The following is an 18,737-nucleotide window of genomic DNA, read 5'->3' as shown; positions in this document are numbered from 1 at the left end:
CAGATTGGACGAGACGTTGACACCAAGGATCGCCCTGGCCGCGCTGGCCGCCCTGATGCTCGGCAGCGTGCCGGCCGTGGCCTCGTCCGCGGCCGCCGTGCCCGACTTCTCCACCTCGGAGGCGGGCAACCCGTTCGTCGACGGGTGGTACGCCGACCCCGACACCACCGTCTACGACGGGAAGTACTGGGTCTTCCCCACCTCGTCGCGGCCGTACGACGAGCAGACCTACCTCGACGCGTTCTCCTCCACGGACCTGGTCAACTGGACCAAGCACCCCAACGTCCTCACGACCGCCAACGTGTCGTGGGCGCGGCGGGCGGTGTGGGCGCCCGCGCCGGTGCAGCGCAACGGCAAGTACTACCTGTACTTCGGGGCCAACGACATCCAGAGCAACTCCGAGCTCGGCGGGATCGGGGTCGCCGTCGCCGACCGGCCCGAGGGGCCGTACAAGGACGCGATCGGCAAGCCGTTGATCGGGCAGTTCTACAACGGCGCGCAGCCCATCGACCAGGACGTGTTCATCGACACGGACGGTCAGGCGTACATGTACTACGGCGGCTGGGGTCATGCCAACGTTGTCAAGCTGAACGCGGACATGACCAGCCTCGGCCAGTTCGCGGACGGCAGCACCTTCAAGGAGATCACGCCGGCGAACTTCACCGAGGGTTCGCAGATGTTCAAGAAGGACGGCAAGTACTACTTCATGTGGTCGGAGGACGGCTGGACAGGGCCGAACTACGCCGTGTCCTACGCGATCTCCGACTCCCCCACCGGGCCGTTCACCAAGATCAGCCGGGTGCTCGCCCAGGACGCCGCGGTGGCACGGGGGTCCGGCCACAACTCCGTGGTCAACGTGCCGGGCACGGACATCTGGTACATCCTCTACCACCGGCGGCCGTTGAGCCGCAGCGGTGCCAACGACCGGCAGCTCTCCTACGACCGGATGACCTTCAACGCCGACGGGACGATCGCGCCGGTGACCATGCGGGTCAAGGACAACTTCGAGGACGGCAACGCCATCGGCTGGACCACCTACGGCGGCAGCTGGTCGACGGGCGCCAAGCGGTACGAGGCCGGGGCGTCGTTCGGCGGGAAGGCGTTGCTGGACACGAACTTCTCCGACTTCACGCAGACCGTCGACGTGACGCCGAGGTCCGCGGCGGGTGACGCCGGAGTGGTGTTCCGGGCCACGCAGCCCAACACAGGCACCGACGGCTACCGCGGGTACTACGCCGGCATCAGCGGCACCGGGAAGGTGGTGCTGGGCAAGGCGGACAACAACTGGACGCAGCTCGCGACGGCGGCGGTGACGATCCGGCCGAACGTCTCGTACCGGCTGCGGGTCGAGGCCGTCGGCTCGTCGATCAAGGTCTACGTCGGCGACCTGACCACGCCGAAGATCTCGGTGACCGACAGCAGCTACACCAGCGGCGCCAACGGCGTCCGCGTCTTCAACACCGGCGCCGGCTTCGACAACTTCTCCGTCGACCACCGGTGACGGCACGGGCCGGTCCTCGTCGGAGGACCGGCCCGCAGCACCGGTGACGGGCCTCTGGGAGCGCGCCCATAAGATTTGCGCGGCTCGACACGTGTTGAGCGCCTGGGCGTCGTGTCAGGGGAGGTGCCGTGCGCGCGGGTTCCGATGGCGTGTCGGCTGGTCCGTCGCTGCGGCGGTGGTCGGTGTGGATCTCGATGGCGCTGGTCGCGGTGCTGCTGGGGGCGACCCTGGCGGTGCTGCTCGCGATCGGCGACCTGTCGAGGGCGCGGTCGCGGCTGCTGGACGTGGTCGGGCCCGCGGTCGTGAGCGCGCAACAGCTCGGCGCCGACCTGGTCGACCAGGAGAACGGTGTCCGCGGCTACGTCCTCAGCCGCAGCGAGGACTTCCTCAAGCCCTACCAGAACGGGTACGACCGGCAGAGCTCCGCCCGCGCGACCGTGGCCGCGCTGGACACGCCGAAGGTCGCCGACGGCCTGGGGAAGCTGGACGCGGCGATGAACGGCTGGCGCAGCCAGTACGCCGACCCCGCGATCGCGGCGGTGCGGGCCGGCGCGCAGCTGCCCGACGAGTCGATCGGCAAGCAGCGGTTCGACGAGGTGCGCGTCGCCCTGTCCGCGTTGCAGGAGGAACTGGCGCGGCAGCGGACCGAAGGACGCGCGGCGCTCAACGACTCGGCCACCGGCATGGCCGTCACCTGCATCATCGCGATGGCCGTGCTGCTGGTCGCGGTGCTGGGCTGCGTGGCGGCGGTGCTGATCCACGTCGTCGGCCCGGTGAGCAGGCTCCGGCAGCACGTCGGGCTGGTGGCGGGCGGCGACTTCGCGCACACGGTGACCGCCACCGGTCCGGCCGAGCTGCGGGAGCTGGGCCGCGACGTCGACGTCATGCGCACCCGCATCGTCTCGGAGCTGGAGCAGGCGCGGGACCGCAACGCCGCACTGGACGAGGCCACCGCCGAGCTGCGGCGGTCCAACGCGGAGCTGGAGCAGTTCGCCTACGTCGCCTCCCACGACCTGCAGGAACCCCTGCGCAAGGTCGCGAGCTTCTGCCAGCTGCTGGAACGGCGCTACAGCGGCCAGCTCGACGAGCGCGCCACCCAGTACATCGACTTCGCCGTCGACGGCGCGAAGCGGATGCAGCTGCTCATCAACGACCTGCTCGCGTTCAGCCGGGTGGGGCGGCACCGCGAGAAGCACGTGGTGATGCCGGCGGCGGACCTGGTCGACGAGGCGCGGCGCAACCTCGCGCACACCGTGGAGGAGACCGGCGCGCGGATCGAGGTCGGCACCCTGCCCCAGGTCCGCGGTGAGGCCAGGCTGCTCACGGCGGTGTTCCAGAACCTGATCGGCAACGCCGTGAAGTTCCGGGCGGAGGAGCCCCCGCTGGTGCGGATCGACGCCGAGCCCGGCGAGGACGACATGTGGGTGTTCTCGGTGCGGGACAACGGCATCGGCATCGAGGAGCAGTACGCCGAGCGGATCTTCGTCATCTTCCAGCGGCTGCACACCAAGGACCGCTACTCCGGCACCGGCATCGGCCTGGCGATGTGCCGCAAGATCGTCGAGTACCACGGCGGCCGGATCTGGCTCGACACCGGGGTGACGGCCGGGACCACGATCCACTTCACCCTCCCGCGGGCGGAGGCGGACGTGCCGGAGGACGACTGAGCGCGGGGACCCGTCACCGACGGGTCCCCGCGCTCATCGCGTCACTTCGTGGCGATCCTGTGCCCCGGCCTGATCAGGTCGGGGTTGGTCAGGAAGCGGGCGTTCTTGGCCACCAGGGCCTGCCAGCCTCCCTCGACCTTCAGCTCCTCGGCGATCTTGCTGAGGGTGTCCCCCGACTTGATCTCGTAGTCGCCGTCCGGGTTGCTCGTGGACGGCGGGGCCACCGGCACGACCGGAACCGCGCGCGGCGCTCCCTTGGCGGCCGTGGGGACGTGCCGCACGCGGGCCGGCTGCGCAGGCCCGGCAGGCCCGCCGGCCCGGCGCCCGCACGACGGCCAGGCACCGATTCCCTGGCTGCGCAGGACGTTCTCCGCCACCCGGATCTGCTCCTCGCGGGAGGCCTGGTCGGCGCGGCCCGCACCGCCGTTGGCCCGCCAGGTCGACTGGCTGAACTGCAGCCCGCCGTAGTAGCCGTTTCCGGTGTTGGTGGACCAGTTGCCGCCTGCCTCGCACTGCGCGATCCGGTCCCAGTCGACCGACGGCGCGGCGGAGGCGAGTGCGCCACCCGCCGCGAAGAGGCCGGCCGTGGAGACGGCGATGAGCAGGGCGCGGGTGGTGGCGTTGCCACGGAGATGACGCATTGTCCTTTTCGCGCCCCGTCACGCTCTCGCCTGCAGCAGCGCCTGTCCGACGGGGACCTGTTCCGTGTCCCGGGTCAGGGCCCGCCGCTGGACAGGTGAGCGGGCGGCGCGCCCTGGTGGTGCGGCGGCCTCGCGGCCGCTGGGCAGGACCGTAAGAAGCCCGCGCCGACTCCGCACGGCCGGACGCGGGCAAGATCACTCGATCGGTGCGGATCAGGACACCGGTGTTTCGAAAAGCCCGTGAACGGGTTGACAGGTCACTCCGGCGAGCCCTCATGGGCATAAGGCGTGGTCACGCCGTCATAGGCGAGGTGCATGACCATTCCGTTGGCGCCGTGCTGGAAGTTGTGGCAGTGGTCCATCCAGATCCCGGGGTTGTCGGCGGTGAACCCGACCTCGAACACCTCGCCCGGCGCCACGTTGAGCGTGTCGGTCCACCACGGGCTCCCCGACGCCGCGACGCCGTTGCGGGTCAGGACGCGAACCCGGTGGCCGTGCAGGTGCATGGGGTGGTTGATCATGCTGCGGTTGATGATCCGGACCTTGACGCGGTCGCCCTCGGTCACCTGCAACGTCGGCACCGCCGGGTAGAGGCGGCCGTTGACCAGGCTGCTCACGAACCCGATCCGTCCTTGGCTGAAGCCGAAACCGTCGTCCAGCCGCAGGTCGTACGTGCGATTGTACACAGTGGACTCGACAGAACCGGAGCCATATGCGAGCGGATCGAACGGCGTGCCGTTCTCCGGCACCGCGGGGTCCACGTTGCCGTCGGGACTGAACGCCGTCGCCGCGGAGTCGTTGAGGGACATTGTGACCGCGGCGCCCGGCATCGTGAACACCGCGTCGTACCGGCCACCCGCCGCGAGCTGGAGATCGGTGCCGGCACCCAGCGGAGTCGCGCCCTCGACCGCGTTGCCGTCGATCGCCGTCACGAGGAACTCGGTGCCCGACACCCGGATCACCTGCGGTTCACGCGAGCTGTTCACCAGTCGCAGCAACACCTTCCTGCCCGCCGGGACCGCTTCGTGCGCAGGCCGGTCCGCGATGCCGAACGCGGCTTCCGCCGCACCAGGCCAGACGTGCGTGAACATCGTGCGTTCCACGCCGTCGAACTTCTCCGCGTCCTCGACGACCAGCGACCCGAACAGGCCGCGCTCCACGTTCTCCAGCGCGTCGCGATGCGTGTGGTACCAAAAGGATCCGGCGCGGTTGGGGACGAACCGGTAGACGTGCTGCTTTCCAGGACGAACGGCTTCCTGCGTCACACCGGGAACGCCGTCCTCGGCGTTCGGCACGTCCACGCCGTGCCAGTGCAGCGTCACGCCTTCCTCGACGTCCTTGTTCACCAGCGTCACCTCGACGAGCTGCCCCTTCCCGACCCGGATCTCCGGACCGGGCGAGACGCCGTTGAAGGTGAGCCCGTCCACGACCTGCCCGGACGCCAGCCGGATCGGCCCGTGGGCGGCGGTCATGGTCAGCCGCACGTCCGGAGTGCGGTCGCGAGGACCGGTGAGCTGGTCCACGCTGACACCGCCGTGGTGGTCGTGCGCGGACGCCTGCGCGGTGTTCTCCCGGTAGTTCACGACGAGCACGAGGGCGAGGACGACGACGAGCCCCGCTCCGAGCCACGGCAGCCGCGCGACCCGAGTACCGGACTCGCGCCACCGCCCCAGGCCGAGCGACGACGCCGCCGTCACGCCGAGGACGAGCACCGAACCACCGAGCACCGGCACGACGTCCTGCGGGCCGAAGGGCACGAACAGCCACCAGCCCGACAACACCACCCCGGCGGCGGCGACGTGGACCGTCACAGGCGTGCGCACCAGCAGGGCGAGGAGAACCGGCAGGACGGCCAGCGGCAGCTGCACGAGCAACCGGGCCTCGACGAGCACCAGGCCGCCGGGCACCATCAGGCCGATCACCACCAGCCGCAGCGCCACCAGCACGGCGGTGACGCGCAGCCAGCGCCGGAGTCGCGGGCCGGAAGCGCGCACACCGGCGACCGCCGCCGCGATCATCGCGAGCAGCGCCAGGAGCATGTCTGTTTGGACGAGCAGACCGAACATGCGGCGATCGTGTCCGCGCGGCGCCCGCGCTCGCGTCGGCAACCGTCACCTAGATCCTGTCGAGACGGGACTACGCATCTTGTGCCGATGCGGCCGGAGCAGCGGTCCCGGCACGCTCTGCGCATGTCCAGTGCAGTCACCCACCGCGCCACCGAAGTCGTCCTGCCGGGGATCGTCGACCCCGGTGGCCTGCAGGTGCGGACGCGCGACCTCCCGGCCCCGTCCGCGGGGCAGGCGCTCCTGCGGATGGAGGCGACCGGGGTCTCGTTCGCCGAGCAGCAGATGCGGCTCGGCCGGTACTACGACCAGCCGCCGTTCCCGTTCGTCCCCGGCTACGACCTGGTCGGCACGGTCGTCGCGACCGGGCCGCGGGTGGACCCGGCGCTCACCGGCCGCCGGTTCGCCGCCATCACGAAGACGGGAGGCTGGGCGAGCCACGTCCTGGTCGACGCCGAGGACCTCGTGCCCGTGCCGGACGGCGTGTCGTCGGCGGCCGCGGAGACCCTGCTGGTCAACGGCGTCACGGCCTGGCAGATGCTGCACGGCCGGGCGGACGTCCGCGCGGGCGACACCGTCGTCGTGCTGGGTGCCAACGGCGGCGTCGGCTCCACGCTCGTCCAGCTCGCCCGGCACGCCGGCGCCACCGTGATCGGCACGGCGTCACCCCGGCACCACGACACCCTGCGCGCGCTCGGCGTGCTTCCCGTCGACTACCACGACCCCGAGCTCTACGCCCGCATCGGCGAGCTCGCCCCGCAGGGCGTGGACGCGGTGTTCGACCACGTCGGCGGTCCCGGCATCCAGAAGTCGTGGCAGCTGCTGCGCAAGGGCGGCACGCTCGTCTCGTACGGGACCGCCGCCGCGAAGAACGACGAGGGCGGCGCGCAGCTGCCGTTGCTCAAGATGATGGCGCAGCTCAAGCTCTGGGACGTGCTGCCCAACCACCGCGGCGCGTACTTCTACAGCTTCTGGTCGGGCGTGCGGAACAGGGCGAGGTTCCGGCGCACCCTGGCCGACGACCTCACCCGCCTGTTCGGCCTGCTCGCGGACGGGGTGATCACCCCGCAGATCGCGGCCGAGTTCCCGCTGGCCGAGACCGCGTCGGCACTCGCGCTCGCCGAGTCGCGCACGGTCGCGGGCAAGGTCGTCATCGTGCCGTGAGGCTCACAGCTCGGTGTTGATGATCGCCTCCACGAGCACCTCGCCGTCCGCGGTCAACGTGACCCCGCCGGAGTCCACCACGACGAGCCCGCGGTCGGCCAGCGAGGCGAACTTCTCCCGCCACGGGCTGTCGTGCAGCGACCGGCCGTAGAGCGCGCGGTGCAGGTCGTCGCGCACCGGCTGCAACGTCGACAGGGCCATCTTGACCGCCCTGGCCTCCTGGGCTTCCAGGTCGAAGCCGGTGGCGGAGCCCAGCGGCACGCGGCCCTCCTCGACGGCCCGCGCGTAGTTCTTCCAGTTCACGTCGGTGATCGCCTCGGACGCACGGCAGCTCGAGCTGCCGCCGAGGCCGATCGCGACCTCGGCCTCCTGCTTGTCCTGGTCCACCATGATGGACTTCCACTTCTCCGGACCGAGCCCGTCGCGGGCGAAGTACATCGTGGGGTGCTCGGTGTACCCGGCGGCGCGCAGGCCGTCGGTCAGGATCTCGCGCATCCGGTACTGGTCCTCGAGCGACGGCCAGAAGTGCCCGTCCCGCACCAGCTTCTGGCGGTACTCGGGGAGCTGCCACGGCGCGGGCTTCTCCCCCGCCACCCCGGTCCTGGTCTCGGCGTAGGACTTGAGGTGCAGCTTGGTGCACACGACCGCGGTGATCTCGTTCTCCAGCACCACGTCCAGGTCGCGCCGCACGCTGTCGACGGTCTGGTCCAGCAGGCCGTACATCAGGTCGATGCTGACCCACTCGAACCCGGCGGCCTGCGCGTTGCGCACGAAGTCGACGCACATCCGCGACGTGTGCTCACGGCCGCACTCCTGCAGCACGTGGTCGTCGAACGACTGCACGCCGCTCGAAAGCTTGGTGCAGCCCAGTTCCCGCAACGTCTCCAGCTTCGCCGGCGTGAACGTGCTCGGGTCGCCCTCGAACCGGATCGTGGTGTCCTCGGTGAACCCGAAGTTCTCCCGGTAGAAGTCGAGCAGCCGCCGGATCTGCTTCTCCGGCAACAACGACGGCGTGCCGCCGAAGACGTTGAACTCGCCGATCGGCGCGTCGGCCAGCTCCGGGACCCGCTTCAGCCACAGCTCGGCCTCGCGGATGTTCCAGTCGACCCACCGCGTGAGCTTCTCCTCGGCCTGGCCGCCCTTGACGAGCACGACCGGGTACTGGCAGAAGCGGCACTTGTAGGCGCACGTGGGGATGTAGGACCACAGGTGGATCGGGGCGGTGCCGACGAGCTGGTCGCCCAGGTCGTCGAGGAAGTCGTCCACGCCGTAGCCGGGCACGTTGCCGGGGAAGACGTGCGCCCCGAACGGGTCCTCGGTGACGTAGTCGAGCAGGTGGGCGTTGGCGGGGTTCTGCAGCGCGGCCCACACCCCGGGCTTCGAGTCGAGCATCATCAGAACACGCCTCCGTTGCCGAAGTGGTTGTGCGCCTCCCCGGACTCGCGGTCCTCGCAGTAGTACTTCACGAACTCGGCGAACCTCTCCTCCGGCACGTCGTCGAAGCACTCCGGCAGCGGCGGCGGGTATCCGACGTCCTCCCCGACGGTCGCCCGCAGCCGAGCGAAGATCTCGTCCCGGAACTCCAGGTACAGCCGGTAGGACGGCGTCTTGTACGAGTGGATCGGGAGGAAGTCGGTGACGCTCATCTCGGCCTTGATCTCTGCGATCCGCTCCCCCAGCCGGGTCGCGAGGCCGGCGCCGAAGAACGCGACCACCGCGTCGTCGTCGAGGAAGGACGGTGTGAGCAAGACGGGCAGGATGGTGTTCTTGGGCGTGAAGTCCTTGATGGAGAACTCCCACGCCTGCAACGCTTCCGCCTCGGTGAGGTCGACCGTCCTGGCGGGCGCCTCCGGCCGGATGTCGCGCATCACGATGATGCCGTCGTTGCCGTACGCGCGCCCGGTGATGACCTCGTCGAGGGCGTGGTTGACGCGGCGCGGGTTGATCTCGACCTTCGACCGCGGCGCGTAGGTGATGTCGTAGCCGGAGCCGCGGACCTTGATGCCGAAGTCCCAGTCGTCGGACAGGTGGTTGACGAACCTCCCGTGCTGCAGCTGGTAGAAGATCTCGATGCCGCCGACCCGTTCGTAGGCCTCGCGTTCGACCGCGAACCCCTTGCCGTCCGGGAAGCCGCCGAACAACGAGAACGTCACCGCCCGGCAGCGCAACGTCCGCTGGATCGCGTCCCACAACCGCGGCCGGTCCACGAAGTGCTCGGCGTTGTAGTAGTAGTCGCAGACGCCGATCGCGGCCTTGTCCTTCTCCATGGCCGCGAACAGCTCGGTGAGCCACCGCCGGTCGACGCGGCAGTCGGCGTCGGCGGAGACCAGGTAGAAGCGCTCGCCGGGGTTCTCGCGGTTGCGGCTGCGGCGGGCGGCGAACTCCATCCCGGTGCGGCGCGCGCACGCGACGCCCTGCTCGCGTTCGCTGATGACGTGGATCGCGACCTTCGACCGTTCGGCGAACTTGCGGGCCCTCTCGACCGTGTCGTCGGTGGAGTTGTTGTCCACCAACACGATCTCGTACATGTCGTGGTCGATGTCGTCCTGCTCGTGCAGCGACCGCAGCACCTCGTCGATGTTCGCGGCCTCGTCGAAGACCGGCAGCACGACGCTGAGCCGCACGCTCTCGCCCATCGGCGGCGGGAACAGCGCGCCCACCAGCTCCTCCGCGGCCGCGCGGTAGTCCGTGCCGAGCCGTTGGTTGTGCGCCACCACTTCCGCCCGCCTCTCCGCGTTCGTCATCAGTTCCAGGACCTCCGCCGCGAACTCGGGTGTCGGCAGGTCGTGGGTCAGGATGTCCAGCACCGGCGCCTCGAAGCCCGCGTACACCGTGTCGTACAGGGCATAGCGGCTCGCGATGTACGGCACGCCGGCCGCGATCGCCTCGCCGATCGGGTTGCCGTAGCTCTCGTAGTCGTACGACGTCAGGAACGACACCACGTCGGCGTGCGCCAGCAGGTCGCGCACCGAGAACTCGTCCCCCGCCGACTCGCACGGTTCCAGCACACCGCCGAACACCACGGGCACTTGCAGCTCGTCGGCGAGAGCCCGCAGTCTTGCGGTCTCCTGCGGGTCCTCCTCGGTGTCGCCCGCGACGAACAACCACGTCCCCGGCAACGACGCGAGCAGGTGCAGGTCCCGGTCGATGCGCTTCTGCGGGATGATCCTGGTGAACCGCGCGACGATCCGCGCGTGCTCCGGAACGCCGAAGTGCTCGCGGAAGTCCGGTCTGGCAAGCCGCGACGGTGCCGTGAACGTGTTCGGCAGGACGTCGAGGTTGCGCAGGTGCGGCATCCACTCCAGCGTGCGCCGCTTCGCCTCCTCGTGCAGCGCGAAGTAGTGGATGTGCGGCGAGCTCACCATCGGAGGCGTTGCCGGGTAAGGAAAGCTGCCGTACTTGTCCGGTTCGCTCTGCCACATCAGGTCGTGGTCGCGCCACATCACGTACCGGCCCAGCCCGTGCTTCGCGCCGTACACCTCGATCGCCCGGTACAACGCCCTGGTGTAGACGACGTTCTCCGGAAGCGTCCCGTTCTCGACCATCACGAGCGTGACGCCGCGGTCCTCCCAGGTCGCCACGATCGCGCCGGCCAGGTCGGCGACGACGCGATCGGCGGTGACGACCTGGTCCTGGCGCACGGCTTCCAGGGTCGAGGCGACGAAGTCCCGGTCGTACCCGGCGATGTCCGCGACGCCGTCCACGCGGTCGAGGGTGATCCAGTCCGGTACGCGTTCGTGCCGGTAGGGCTGGAAGAACCGGCCCTTGTCGGCCTTGATGTCGTAGCCGAGGTCGAGGTGGACCTCGAAACCCCGGCCGGAGAACGACTTCGCGATCTTGATGAACTCCACCACCACGCCGGACATGGCCGTGGCGTCGAACGAGACACCCCACAGGACGGGCACAGGCCGCTCCACTCCGAGTGGCATTCCCAAACACAACACTGTCTGGTTGTGGGTCGGACAAGCGAAAAGCATGCTTGTCCGACCCACAACCAGAGTGGCTTGCTCTCATCCGAACGTAGCACGAAAGCGCTCTCCGCCCAGGTTGCGTCTCAATCGGCGCGGGAGTCCACTTAGGACTTTCGGGCCGGGCGCGGACGGATCCGGCCGGTGCGCGCGGCCTGGCGCAGCATGAACGCCGTCGCCACCGAGCAGACCAGCAGCGCCATCAGGCTGGCCTCGGGACCGAACGTGCCACCGGTCAGCACCGACGGGCCGTCGAGGCTGAGGTGCAGCAGGCCGTTGGGCACGTCGTTCGAGCCCGACACCGCGATGCCGAAGAGGCCGGCGTGGGTGAAGTTCCAGGCGAAGTGCAGGCCGATCGGGAACCACAGCGACCTGGTCAGGACGTACGCGGAGGCCAGCATCGCACCGCCGGTGAGGCCGATCGACAGCGCGCCCCACAGCGTCGCGTTCACGTTGACGAGGTGCGTCATGCCGAACAGCAGTGACGAGACGACGAGCGCGATCACGGTGCCGACGCGTTCCTCCAGGATGCGGAACAGCACCCCGCGGAACAGGATCTCCTCCATCGTCGCGACGCTCGCCATCATGCCCACGAGCCCGAGCGCACCGAAGAACGAGCCGTACGACAGCCCGTCCCACCCGCCGAACATGCCGATGACCAGCAGCAGGGCGGAGAACAGCGCGAACCCGAGCAGCGCACCCCTGCCCAGCCCCGCCCACCGGCCGCGCGGCGCGACCTCCGGCACGTCGTCGCGCACCTCGACGTACTGCGACCACCGGCGGTAGCAGAGCAGTCCGGCGGCGGCGAGGCCCAGGCCGACCGGGAGCGCGAGCAGCGGCAGCGGCGCGACGAGGGTGTCGATCCCGACGACCGCCAGCATCACCACGAAGAGCGGGACGAACAGGACGGGGAACCGGAACCGGCGCAACCGGGTCCTGCGCTCGGTCAGCTCGGCGGGGGTGCGGTCCGGGAGAGCACTCTGGTCCATGACTCCGACTTCCTGGCTGTGTGCGGGAATTTCGACACCGCAGACGCTAGGGAGCTTTCCGGCCCAAAGAATCCCACCGGAGCGGACATCAGCGAGTAGCTCTCACGGGGGACAAGGTCATCCTTCACCCTCCGGCATCGCCACCAGACCGACCAGCCGGCGCGTGCGGCCGGGTCCCGGTGAACCGCCCGTCCGCGCGGTGATCGACGCGCGGAGCTCGGCCAGCAGCTCCTGGTGCTCGGCGTCCGTCAGCCACAGCGACGCCCGTTGGTACGTCACGCCGTCGGCCGCCGGATCAGCGGAGTCGCGTTCGACGTACTGGCCGAAGTCCGCGAGCAGGCTCCCGGTGAACGCGGTGAACGCGCGCAGGTGGTCCTCGGGCGTCATCGCGGCGCGGTCGGCCCCGTCGAGCTGCGCGCGGTCCCAGCACAGCCGGTAGGTGCGCTCCATGATCCCCCGCACCCGCTTCTCGTCGAGCACCTCCAGCACCCCGGCCTCGGCCAGGACGGCGACGTGCCGGTACATCGTGGCCGGCGCGATCTCCGGCAACCGCTGCCGCAGCTGCGTGGTCGTGCTCGGGTGCCCGTCCAGCAGCGCCTGCACGATGCGCAGCCGGACGGGGTGCAGCAGGAGGTCGAGACTCGCCATGGACCGAATTCTCTCACCGGTGATACTGTTCTCAAAACTGATAACAGGGAGGGCCCGATGACCATGTCCGTCACCACACCCCGCGACGTCGAGATCACCATGACCACCGACGACGGCCACACGCTGCACGGCACGCTCACGCTGCCGGACGGGCCGGGTCCGCACCCGGCCGTGCTCTGCTTACCCGGCTCGGGGAAGGTGGACCGCGACTCCAACGCCGGCAGGCTGCGGATGGAGCTGGGCGTTCCGCTGTCCCACGCCCTGGCACGGCAGGGCATGGCGTCGTTGCGCTACGACCGGCGTGGTGTCGGAGCGTCCCCCGGCGACTGGCGCGCGGCGGGGTTCGTGGACAACCGGGACGACGCCGTGCTGGCGTTGCGCACTCTCCGCGCACGTCCGGAGGTGGAGGCCGGGAAGGTCGGCGTGCTCGGGCACAGCGAAGGCGCCGTTCACGCGATGTGGCTCGGTAGCCACGAGCAGCCGGCGGCCGTCGTCCTGCTGGCCGGCTACGCCCGTCCCGGAAAGGAAGCTCTGCTCTGGCAGGCGTCCCGGGTCGGGGACACGCTGCCCGGCCTCGTCCGCCCGCTGCTCCCCCTGCTGGGCAAGGTGGGCCTGAAGCAGCTCACCGCCCTGGAGAACACGAGCACCGACGTGGCCCGCGTCGGCGGCGCGAAGATCAACGCCCGGTGGTGGCGCGAGCAGCTCGTCCACGACCCGCGCGCCGACCTGCCCGGCATCACCGCGCCGGTGCTCGCGATCACCGGCGACAAGGACCTCCAGGTCGACGCCGCCGACCTGGAGGTCGTCGCCTCGCTCGTCCCGCACGCCGAGACCCGGTGCGCGCCGGGGCTCACCCACCTGCTGCGGGTCGACCCCGGCGCACCCAAGCTCACGTCCTACAGCCGTCTGCTGCGCCGGCCCGTCGACGCCGGTCTGCTGACCGAGGTCTCGTCCTGGCTGGCCCAACGACTCCGGTGACCCGTCAGCGGAACGCCTTCAGGTCGATGTAGTCGGCGATCGCCTGCTGGCCCGCGATGTTGGCGTGGATGCCGTCACCGGTGTCGTAGGCCGGGAGGATGGCGGTGGGCTTGACCGGGTCGGCCAGCACCTGGTCGAAGTCCGTCAGCGACGCGCAGGTGCCCGAGCAGTCGCTGCCCCGCCTCACGAACGAGTTGACGGCGTGGCGGTCGACGTTGTTCTGGTTGCTGTAGCCGGGCCTGGGCGTGATCGGGGTGACGTGGACCTTCACCCCGGCGGCCTTCAGCCGCGAGAAAACGGTGCGGTAGCTGGCGATGATGTCCGCCGACGAGCAGCCGTTGGCCAGGTCGTTCGTGCCGTAGTAGTAGATGACGTCGGTGACGCCGTGCAGGGCGAGAACGTCCCGTTCCAGCCGCGACACGGCGTCCAGGCCCTGGATCCCGGGCGAGTTCCCGGGACAGACCGCGCTGGTGGTGCCGCTGATCCCCGCGTTGGCGACGGTCAGCTGCGCGGGCGACTCCGCGACGATCCGCCTGGCCAGCACGTCGGTCCAGCGCTTGTTCGTGCCGAGCTCGGTGCAGCCGGGGCCGCAGTTCGTGCTGCCGACGCCGTCCACGACCGAGCTGCCGAACGGGACGATCGCGCCCTTCAGCCGCGGGTTGAAGACGTCCACGGCGGTGACGACGTAGGTGGACTGGATCTTCTGGGTGTAGGCGTCGGCGCCCGCCGCGGTCTGGTCGCCGCTGCCGGGAGCGGTCAGGTAGTTCTCCCGGAACGCGCCGTCGTGGCGGCCGGGCACCGCCTCCCCCGCCACGTGCATGCTGACGGCCAGGTCGGCGCCGGCGCTCGTGGCCAGCGGGACCTGGTCGCTCCAGGTCGACGCGCCGGGCTGCAGGGTGACGGCGCGCTCACCGCCGAACGTCAGGTCGCGCACGCCGGACACCGTCGCATCGCCCGCGCTCAGCGCGACGGTGGTGTGGTCGAGGGTCACGGGCTGGGTGCCGAACGTGTTCTGGACGCGGACCCGGACGGCGCTGCCGCCCTGGCTCAGGTGGGTGATCATGCGCATCGACTGGTCGCGGACCGCGGGACCGAGGTTCTGCTGCGACTGGGCCCAGGAGGTGAACCAGGCCGGTCTGCCCGCTTCGGCCGCCGGGGTGAGCAGAGCGGCCACGACGAGGACCGTGGGTGTCAGGGTGCGCCAGCGATTCGTCATGTACCGGCACGCTAGGGGCGCCGCGAAAACGCCGTCAACGACGCGGGCGGTTCCTGTCCAGTGGGTTCGGGAAGTCGACATACCGGCTCGCGGCCCCCTCCGCGCGCGTCCAGCGCAGCAGCAGGTTGGCCTTCGCCGGCACGAACGGGCTCTCCAGCAACGACGTCAGCAGCTCCTGGGGGCCGTGGTCCCGCGCGTAGCCGAGGAAGACCTCGCGCGCCTCCGCCCACACGTCCAGTCCGGGGTGCCGCTCCAGCACCGCGCCGGCGATCTCGACGAGGTGGTTCACGACGAGGCAGTACCGCAACCGCTCCCAGCCCTTGGCCTCGTCGACTCCCCTCGCCCCGCCGCCGGGGTCCACAGAGGACAGCAGAGCGGCGTGACGAGGCAGCAGGCGCATGCCCTCGGGGTCGCGGAAGATCGCCTGCACGGGCATCCCGGTGGCGTCCACCCCCACCACCACGTTCTGCAGATGGCACTCCATCACCACGCCGTGCGCGAAGAACGCGTGCAACACCGGAGGCACGACAACCGAGACATAGCGCCGGAACCACTCCAGCGCCTGAGTGGAATCCAAGCCGTCCAACGGGTTCCCGTCGAACCCCTCGCTGATCCCCGCCGCCAGCAAAGGGGTCACGCCCGGTGGCGTGTGCTGCCGGATGCCGTCGCGCACCACCACGGCCAGGCCCTCGAACTGAGCCGGCGAGGTCCGGTAGCCGCGGTCGACCAGGAACGCGGTGCCGGGGTACGCGGCCGAGACGTCCTCGAACACCGGTCTCAGCAACCGGGCGAGCGGTGGGATCCACCGCAGGTCGTACTCCCACAGCCGGCGCACGTCGTTGGTGATCCGGACGTCGAGGCTGAACTTGTAGAACAGGTCCGCGGCCGGGTCGTACACCGTGCGCACCGACGACGTCGGCCACACCTCGGCCCCGCCGGGAGCACCCTCGATTCCGAGCAACGAGAGTTGCCACGGGTGCGCGGGCAGGACGCCCTCCGGCAGCGGCACCTCGCCGTCGTCGACGAACGTCCCCTCCAGGCGCGCCAACGAGAACCGCGCGTGCACCTCGGGCGCGTACGGCAGCCATTCCGCCGCCGCGGCGCCACCGCGGCCCTTCGGCGCGGGGTGGTAGCGGTGCCCGGCGACCAGCGCCTGTTCGGAGCGCTGGTAGAGGTCGGCCGGCGGAGCGGGGCGGGCGTCGAGGATCGCCGCGACGGCCGACCGCGACCCCGCGATCTCGTCGAGGAACCCGACCGGCGGGTCACCGAGCTCCTTGCTGACCAGCACCGCCAGCTCGGCCCAGCTCAGCGGCTGCCAGGACCCGGTGAACACCTCGGGGTCCGACAGCCAGCGGCCCTCCCGCGCCCGCACCCGCGTTCCCGTGCGGGGCAGCAGGAGCGTCCCGTCCGGCCCCTGCTCCGCCACCTCGCGGCGCAGGCAGTTCAGCAGGGCGGTCGTGGTGACGCCGTCCGGGTCAGTGATCGCTTCCACCGGTGTCCGCTTCCCTGAGGACGATGTGCCAGGATCTGATCATTCTTGCGCAGACGCCGATCGAAACCGAGTTCGCCGCCGCGCTGAACGGTGATCGCGCTGAGAGATATCTCGCAGCATTGCCGGGGGCCCGCGCGGCCGTTCTCGCGCGCCTTCGCCGGGCATTCGCAATTGAGCCGTTGCCGCAGGTCAGCGTGGATCCAGCCGATTTCGAGCACCCCGTCGAGCTGCTGAAGGCGCTGAACTGGCCCCTTGCGGAAAGCCTCGTTCGCGAGGTCGGGCACAGCGTCGCCGGACTGGCCCTTTCCCGCACCGCCGACCCGATCACGACGCCGTTCCTCGAACGGTCGCCGGAAGAGCACGAGCAGAGCGTCGTCGACGGGCATCCGCTGCACCCGTGCTGCCGCAACCGCACCGGGTTCACGGCTCGGGACCACCTCGCCTACGGGCCGGAGCACCGGCCGGTGGTCGCCCTGCGGCTGCACCCGGCGAAGGACCACGTCGTGTTCGGCGACTGGCCCGCCGAGCTGACCGACGGCGACCGGATCCTGCTGCCCGTGCACCCGTGGCAGGCCGACCGCCTGGGCGTGGCGAGCGCGGGCACGCTGGACGCGAGCCCGCTCATGGCGTTGCGCACGCTGTCGGCCGGCGACTGGCACGTGAAGACGACGCTGAGCGCCCAGATCACCTCGGCCGTGCGGGACATCTCGGCCGAGTCGATCGCCACGGCCACGACGGTCTCGGACTTCCTCGCCGGTGTCGTGAAAGGCATCGAGCTGCAACCCAACCGGGCGTCGGCCGCGGTGCTCACGAACGGCGAGCCGGACCGGAGGCTCGGGGTGATCCTGCGCGACAAACCCGTGCCGCGCGAGGGGGAAACCCTGCTGCCGCTGGCCGCGCTGAGCCTGTCCCCGCCGGACGACCCGGTCGCGTGGCTGGCGGAGTTCGCGGAACTGACCGTGCCGCCGTTGATGACCCTGCTGGCGCGCGGCGTGGCGTTGGAGGCCCACGAGCAGAACCTGGTGGTGGGCCTGGTGAACGGCAGGCCGAGCCGGGTGCTCTACCGCGACCTCGCCGACATCAGGACCAGCCCGCGCGCGGAGCTGCCCGTCCGGCTGCACGCGAGCCCGGAGGCGTTGCGTACCAAGACGTTCGCCACGTTCTTCGCGACCGCGATGACCGGGCTCGTCAGCGCTCTCGACGCACCGGACGCCGAACTGTGGGACGTCGTCGCGAAGACGGTCCCGGACACGCCCGACCGGCACGCGTTGCTGCACGACCCCCTGCCAGCGAAGCCGCTCACGCTGATGCGGCTGGACCCCACGACGACGGCGTGGGCCCGGCTGCCGAACCCGTTCAGGTCTTGAGCAGCACGTCGCGGTGCCGCCAGGCCAGCGACAGCAGCGCCGCGCCGGCCGCCTGGGTCGGTTCGTGGTGGGCGAACCGCTCGACGGTGGCCGCGTCGAACGCGAGGCCGCGCAGCACCCGGCCCTCGTCGTTGTGCGACACCAGATCGCCGAACACCGCGTCGAACCGCGACGCCTCGATCACCGCGACGGTCAGCAGGTCGGTGGCGAACGTCAGCGGGTCGACGCCCGTCCCGAGGTAGAACACCCGCGCCGCCGCGGTCAGCTCCGCCGCGAACGGCCAGCGCTCGTAGTCGGCGTCGTGGATCTCCTCGACGCCCAGCAGCTCCTCGGCGAACTCGCGGACCATGCAGTGCCACAACGAGAAGTCGCTGTCCCGGGAGCCCTGGAACACGCCGACCGGCAGCACCTGGAACATGCCGCCCGCGTGCCCGACGCGCTTCGGGTCGCGCCAGTGCAGGAAGAACGTGGCGTCTCCGGTGACGGTGTCGTGCCGGAGCGTGAGGGTGCTGATGGCGACGTTCACCGGTCGGCGCGCGGGGTCGCACGGGTCGCCGACGGCCGTGCGTTGCGGCAGTGTCCCGATCAGGCCGAGCGACCGGGCGGCGTACTCGTGGGCGCACGCCTCGCCAACGTCGATGCCGTCGAAGTAGGTGCCGAGGCCGAACGTCAGGTGCCGGCCCGTGAAGCCGAGCAGCCGGTAGGTCTCGCGGTTCTGGAACACCGCCGGCGCGGCGAGGGCGGCCATGGCCTCCGAGTAGCTGCCGAACCCGTCGGGCAGCAGCGGGCCGCCGACGGCGGCGTGCGGCGGTGAGAGACGGCGCTCCAGCGTCAGATCGGCCAGCGGGACCGGCGCCGGCGGCGTCCAGTGCGGGGCCGTGAGCAGCGGCGTGCCGGCGACCTTGGGCACGTCCGGGTAGAGCGCGGCTGCCTCGACCGCGAGGGCGTGCCGGTGGGCCAGCAGGTGGGCGCGGACGTCGAGCCACTGCGCGGAGGTCGGCATCGCGTCATTGTCCGGACACGCCGAAGAGGCCGGACCACCC

General features: G+C 70.6%; 14 protein-coding genes. 5 read left to right on the top strand and 9 right to left on the bottom strand.

Annotated features, from left to right (window positions below):
• The first annotated feature begins 16 nt into the window (after positions 1–16).
• Together ACFWV3_RS23695 and ACFWV3_RS23690 are read left to right on the top strand one after the other, a co-directional pair.
• Positions 17–1,501 carry a glycoside hydrolase family 43 protein gene (locus tag ACFWV3_RS23695; protein ID WP_382413743.1) on the top strand — a complete coding sequence of 495 codons (1,485 nt, stop codon included), beginning with the start codon at positions 17–19 and terminating at the stop codon, positions 1,499–1,501.
• Between the two features lie 128 nt (positions 1,502–1,629).
• Positions 1,630–3,168: an ATP-binding protein gene (locus ACFWV3_RS23690; RefSeq protein WP_382413741.1), complete on the top strand. Its 1,539-nt coding sequence runs from the start codon at positions 1,630–1,632 to the stop codon at positions 3,166–3,168.
• A gap of 41 nt (positions 3,169–3,209) precedes the next feature.
• Here ACFWV3_RS23690 and ACFWV3_RS23685 read toward each other — a convergent pair whose 3' ends face one another.
• Positions 3,210–3,809 (bottom strand): transglycosylase family protein, encoded by a 600-nt coding sequence (locus tag ACFWV3_RS23685; RefSeq protein WP_382413739.1) that lies wholly within the window; start codon positions 3,807–3,809, stop codon positions 3,210–3,212.
• Positions 3,810–4,066: 257 nt separating this feature from the next.
• Positions 4,067–5,875, bottom strand: a complete 1,809-nt coding sequence (locus ACFWV3_RS23680; protein ID WP_382413738.1) for a multicopper oxidase family protein — start codon at positions 5,873–5,875, stop codon at positions 4,067–4,069.
• A gap of 123 nt (positions 5,876–5,998) precedes the next feature.
• Here ACFWV3_RS23680 and ACFWV3_RS23675 point away from each other — a divergent pair, with 123 nt between their 5' ends.
• Positions 5,999–7,036 (top strand): medium chain dehydrogenase/reductase family protein, encoded by a 1,038-nt coding sequence (locus ACFWV3_RS23675; protein ID WP_382413737.1) that lies wholly within the window; start codon positions 5,999–6,001, stop codon positions 7,034–7,036.
• Positions 7,037–7,039: 3 nt separating this feature from the next.
• On the opposite strand, the gene ACFWV3_RS23670 is transcribed toward ACFWV3_RS23675, so the two are convergent.
• The 4 genes from ACFWV3_RS23670 to ACFWV3_RS23655 form a co-directional block, all read right to left on the bottom strand.
• The gene (locus ACFWV3_RS23670) at positions 7,040–8,431 is read right to left on the bottom strand and encodes a radical SAM protein (protein ID WP_382413735.1); all 1,392 of its coding nucleotides are present in this window, start codon (positions 8,429–8,431) and stop codon (positions 7,040–7,042) included.
• Positions 8,431–10,941, bottom strand: coding sequence for a glycosyltransferase (locus ACFWV3_RS23665; RefSeq protein WP_382413734.1), 2,511 nt, complete (start codon positions 10,939–10,941; stop codon positions 8,431–8,433). Before ACFWV3_RS23665 ends, ACFWV3_RS23670 begins: the two co-directional genes overlap by 1 nt.
• 170 nt (positions 10,942–11,111) lie before the next feature.
• A complete protein-coding gene (locus tag ACFWV3_RS23660) occupies positions 11,112–11,993 on the bottom strand; it encodes a CPBP family intramembrane glutamic endopeptidase (RefSeq protein ID WP_382413732.1) in 882 nt (293 codons plus the stop codon).
• A gap of 117 nt (positions 11,994–12,110) precedes the next feature.
• Positions 12,111–12,641, bottom strand: coding sequence for a helix-turn-helix domain-containing protein (locus ACFWV3_RS23655; protein WP_382413730.1), 531 nt, complete (start codon positions 12,639–12,641; stop codon positions 12,111–12,113).
• A gap of 57 nt (positions 12,642–12,698) precedes the next feature.
• Between ACFWV3_RS23655 and ACFWV3_RS23650 the strand changes: the two genes are divergently transcribed.
• On the top strand, positions 12,699–13,619 hold the full coding sequence (locus ACFWV3_RS23650) for an alpha/beta hydrolase (RefSeq protein ID WP_382413729.1): 921 nt from the start codon (positions 12,699–12,701) through the stop codon (positions 13,617–13,619).
• A gap of 4 nt (positions 13,620–13,623) precedes the next feature.
• On the opposite strand, the gene ACFWV3_RS23645 is transcribed toward ACFWV3_RS23650, so the two are convergent.
• Both ACFWV3_RS23645 and ACFWV3_RS23640 read right to left on the bottom strand, forming a co-directional pair.
• Positions 13,624–14,835 carry a GDSL-type esterase/lipase family protein gene (locus ACFWV3_RS23645; RefSeq protein WP_382413727.1) on the bottom strand — a complete coding sequence of 404 codons (1,212 nt, stop codon included), beginning with the start codon at positions 14,833–14,835 and terminating at the stop codon, positions 13,624–13,626.
• A gap of 34 nt (positions 14,836–14,869) precedes the next feature.
• The gene (locus ACFWV3_RS23640; RefSeq protein WP_382413725.1) at positions 14,870–16,327 is read right to left on the bottom strand and encodes an IucA/IucC family protein; all 1,458 of its coding nucleotides are present in this window, start codon (positions 16,325–16,327) and stop codon (positions 14,870–14,872) included.
• 194 nt (positions 16,328–16,521) lie between these two features.
• On the opposite strand from ACFWV3_RS23640, the gene ACFWV3_RS23635 reads away from it, so the two are divergent.
• Complete coding sequence (locus ACFWV3_RS23635; RefSeq protein ID WP_382413724.1) at positions 16,522–17,694, top strand: IucA/IucC family protein; 1,173 nt, start codon at positions 16,522–16,524, stop codon at positions 17,692–17,694.
• Here the strand turns inward: ACFWV3_RS23635 and ACFWV3_RS23630 are convergent.
• Entirely contained in the window at positions 17,684–18,697 is a 1,014-nt protein-coding gene (locus ACFWV3_RS23630) for a hypothetical protein (RefSeq protein WP_382413722.1), read from the bottom strand. The two genes, ACFWV3_RS23635 and ACFWV3_RS23630, sit on opposite strands and share 11 nt — an antisense overlap.
• Positions 18,698–18,737 lie beyond the last annotated feature (40 nt).

The organism is Lentzea sp. NPDC059081 (assembly GCF_042738015.1).
Lineage (GTDB): Bacteria > Actinomycetota > Actinomycetes > Mycobacteriales > Pseudonocardiaceae > Lentzea.
Note: the sequence above shows the minus strand (reverse complement) of the source record. Positions and strands in the feature narration are given on the sequence as shown.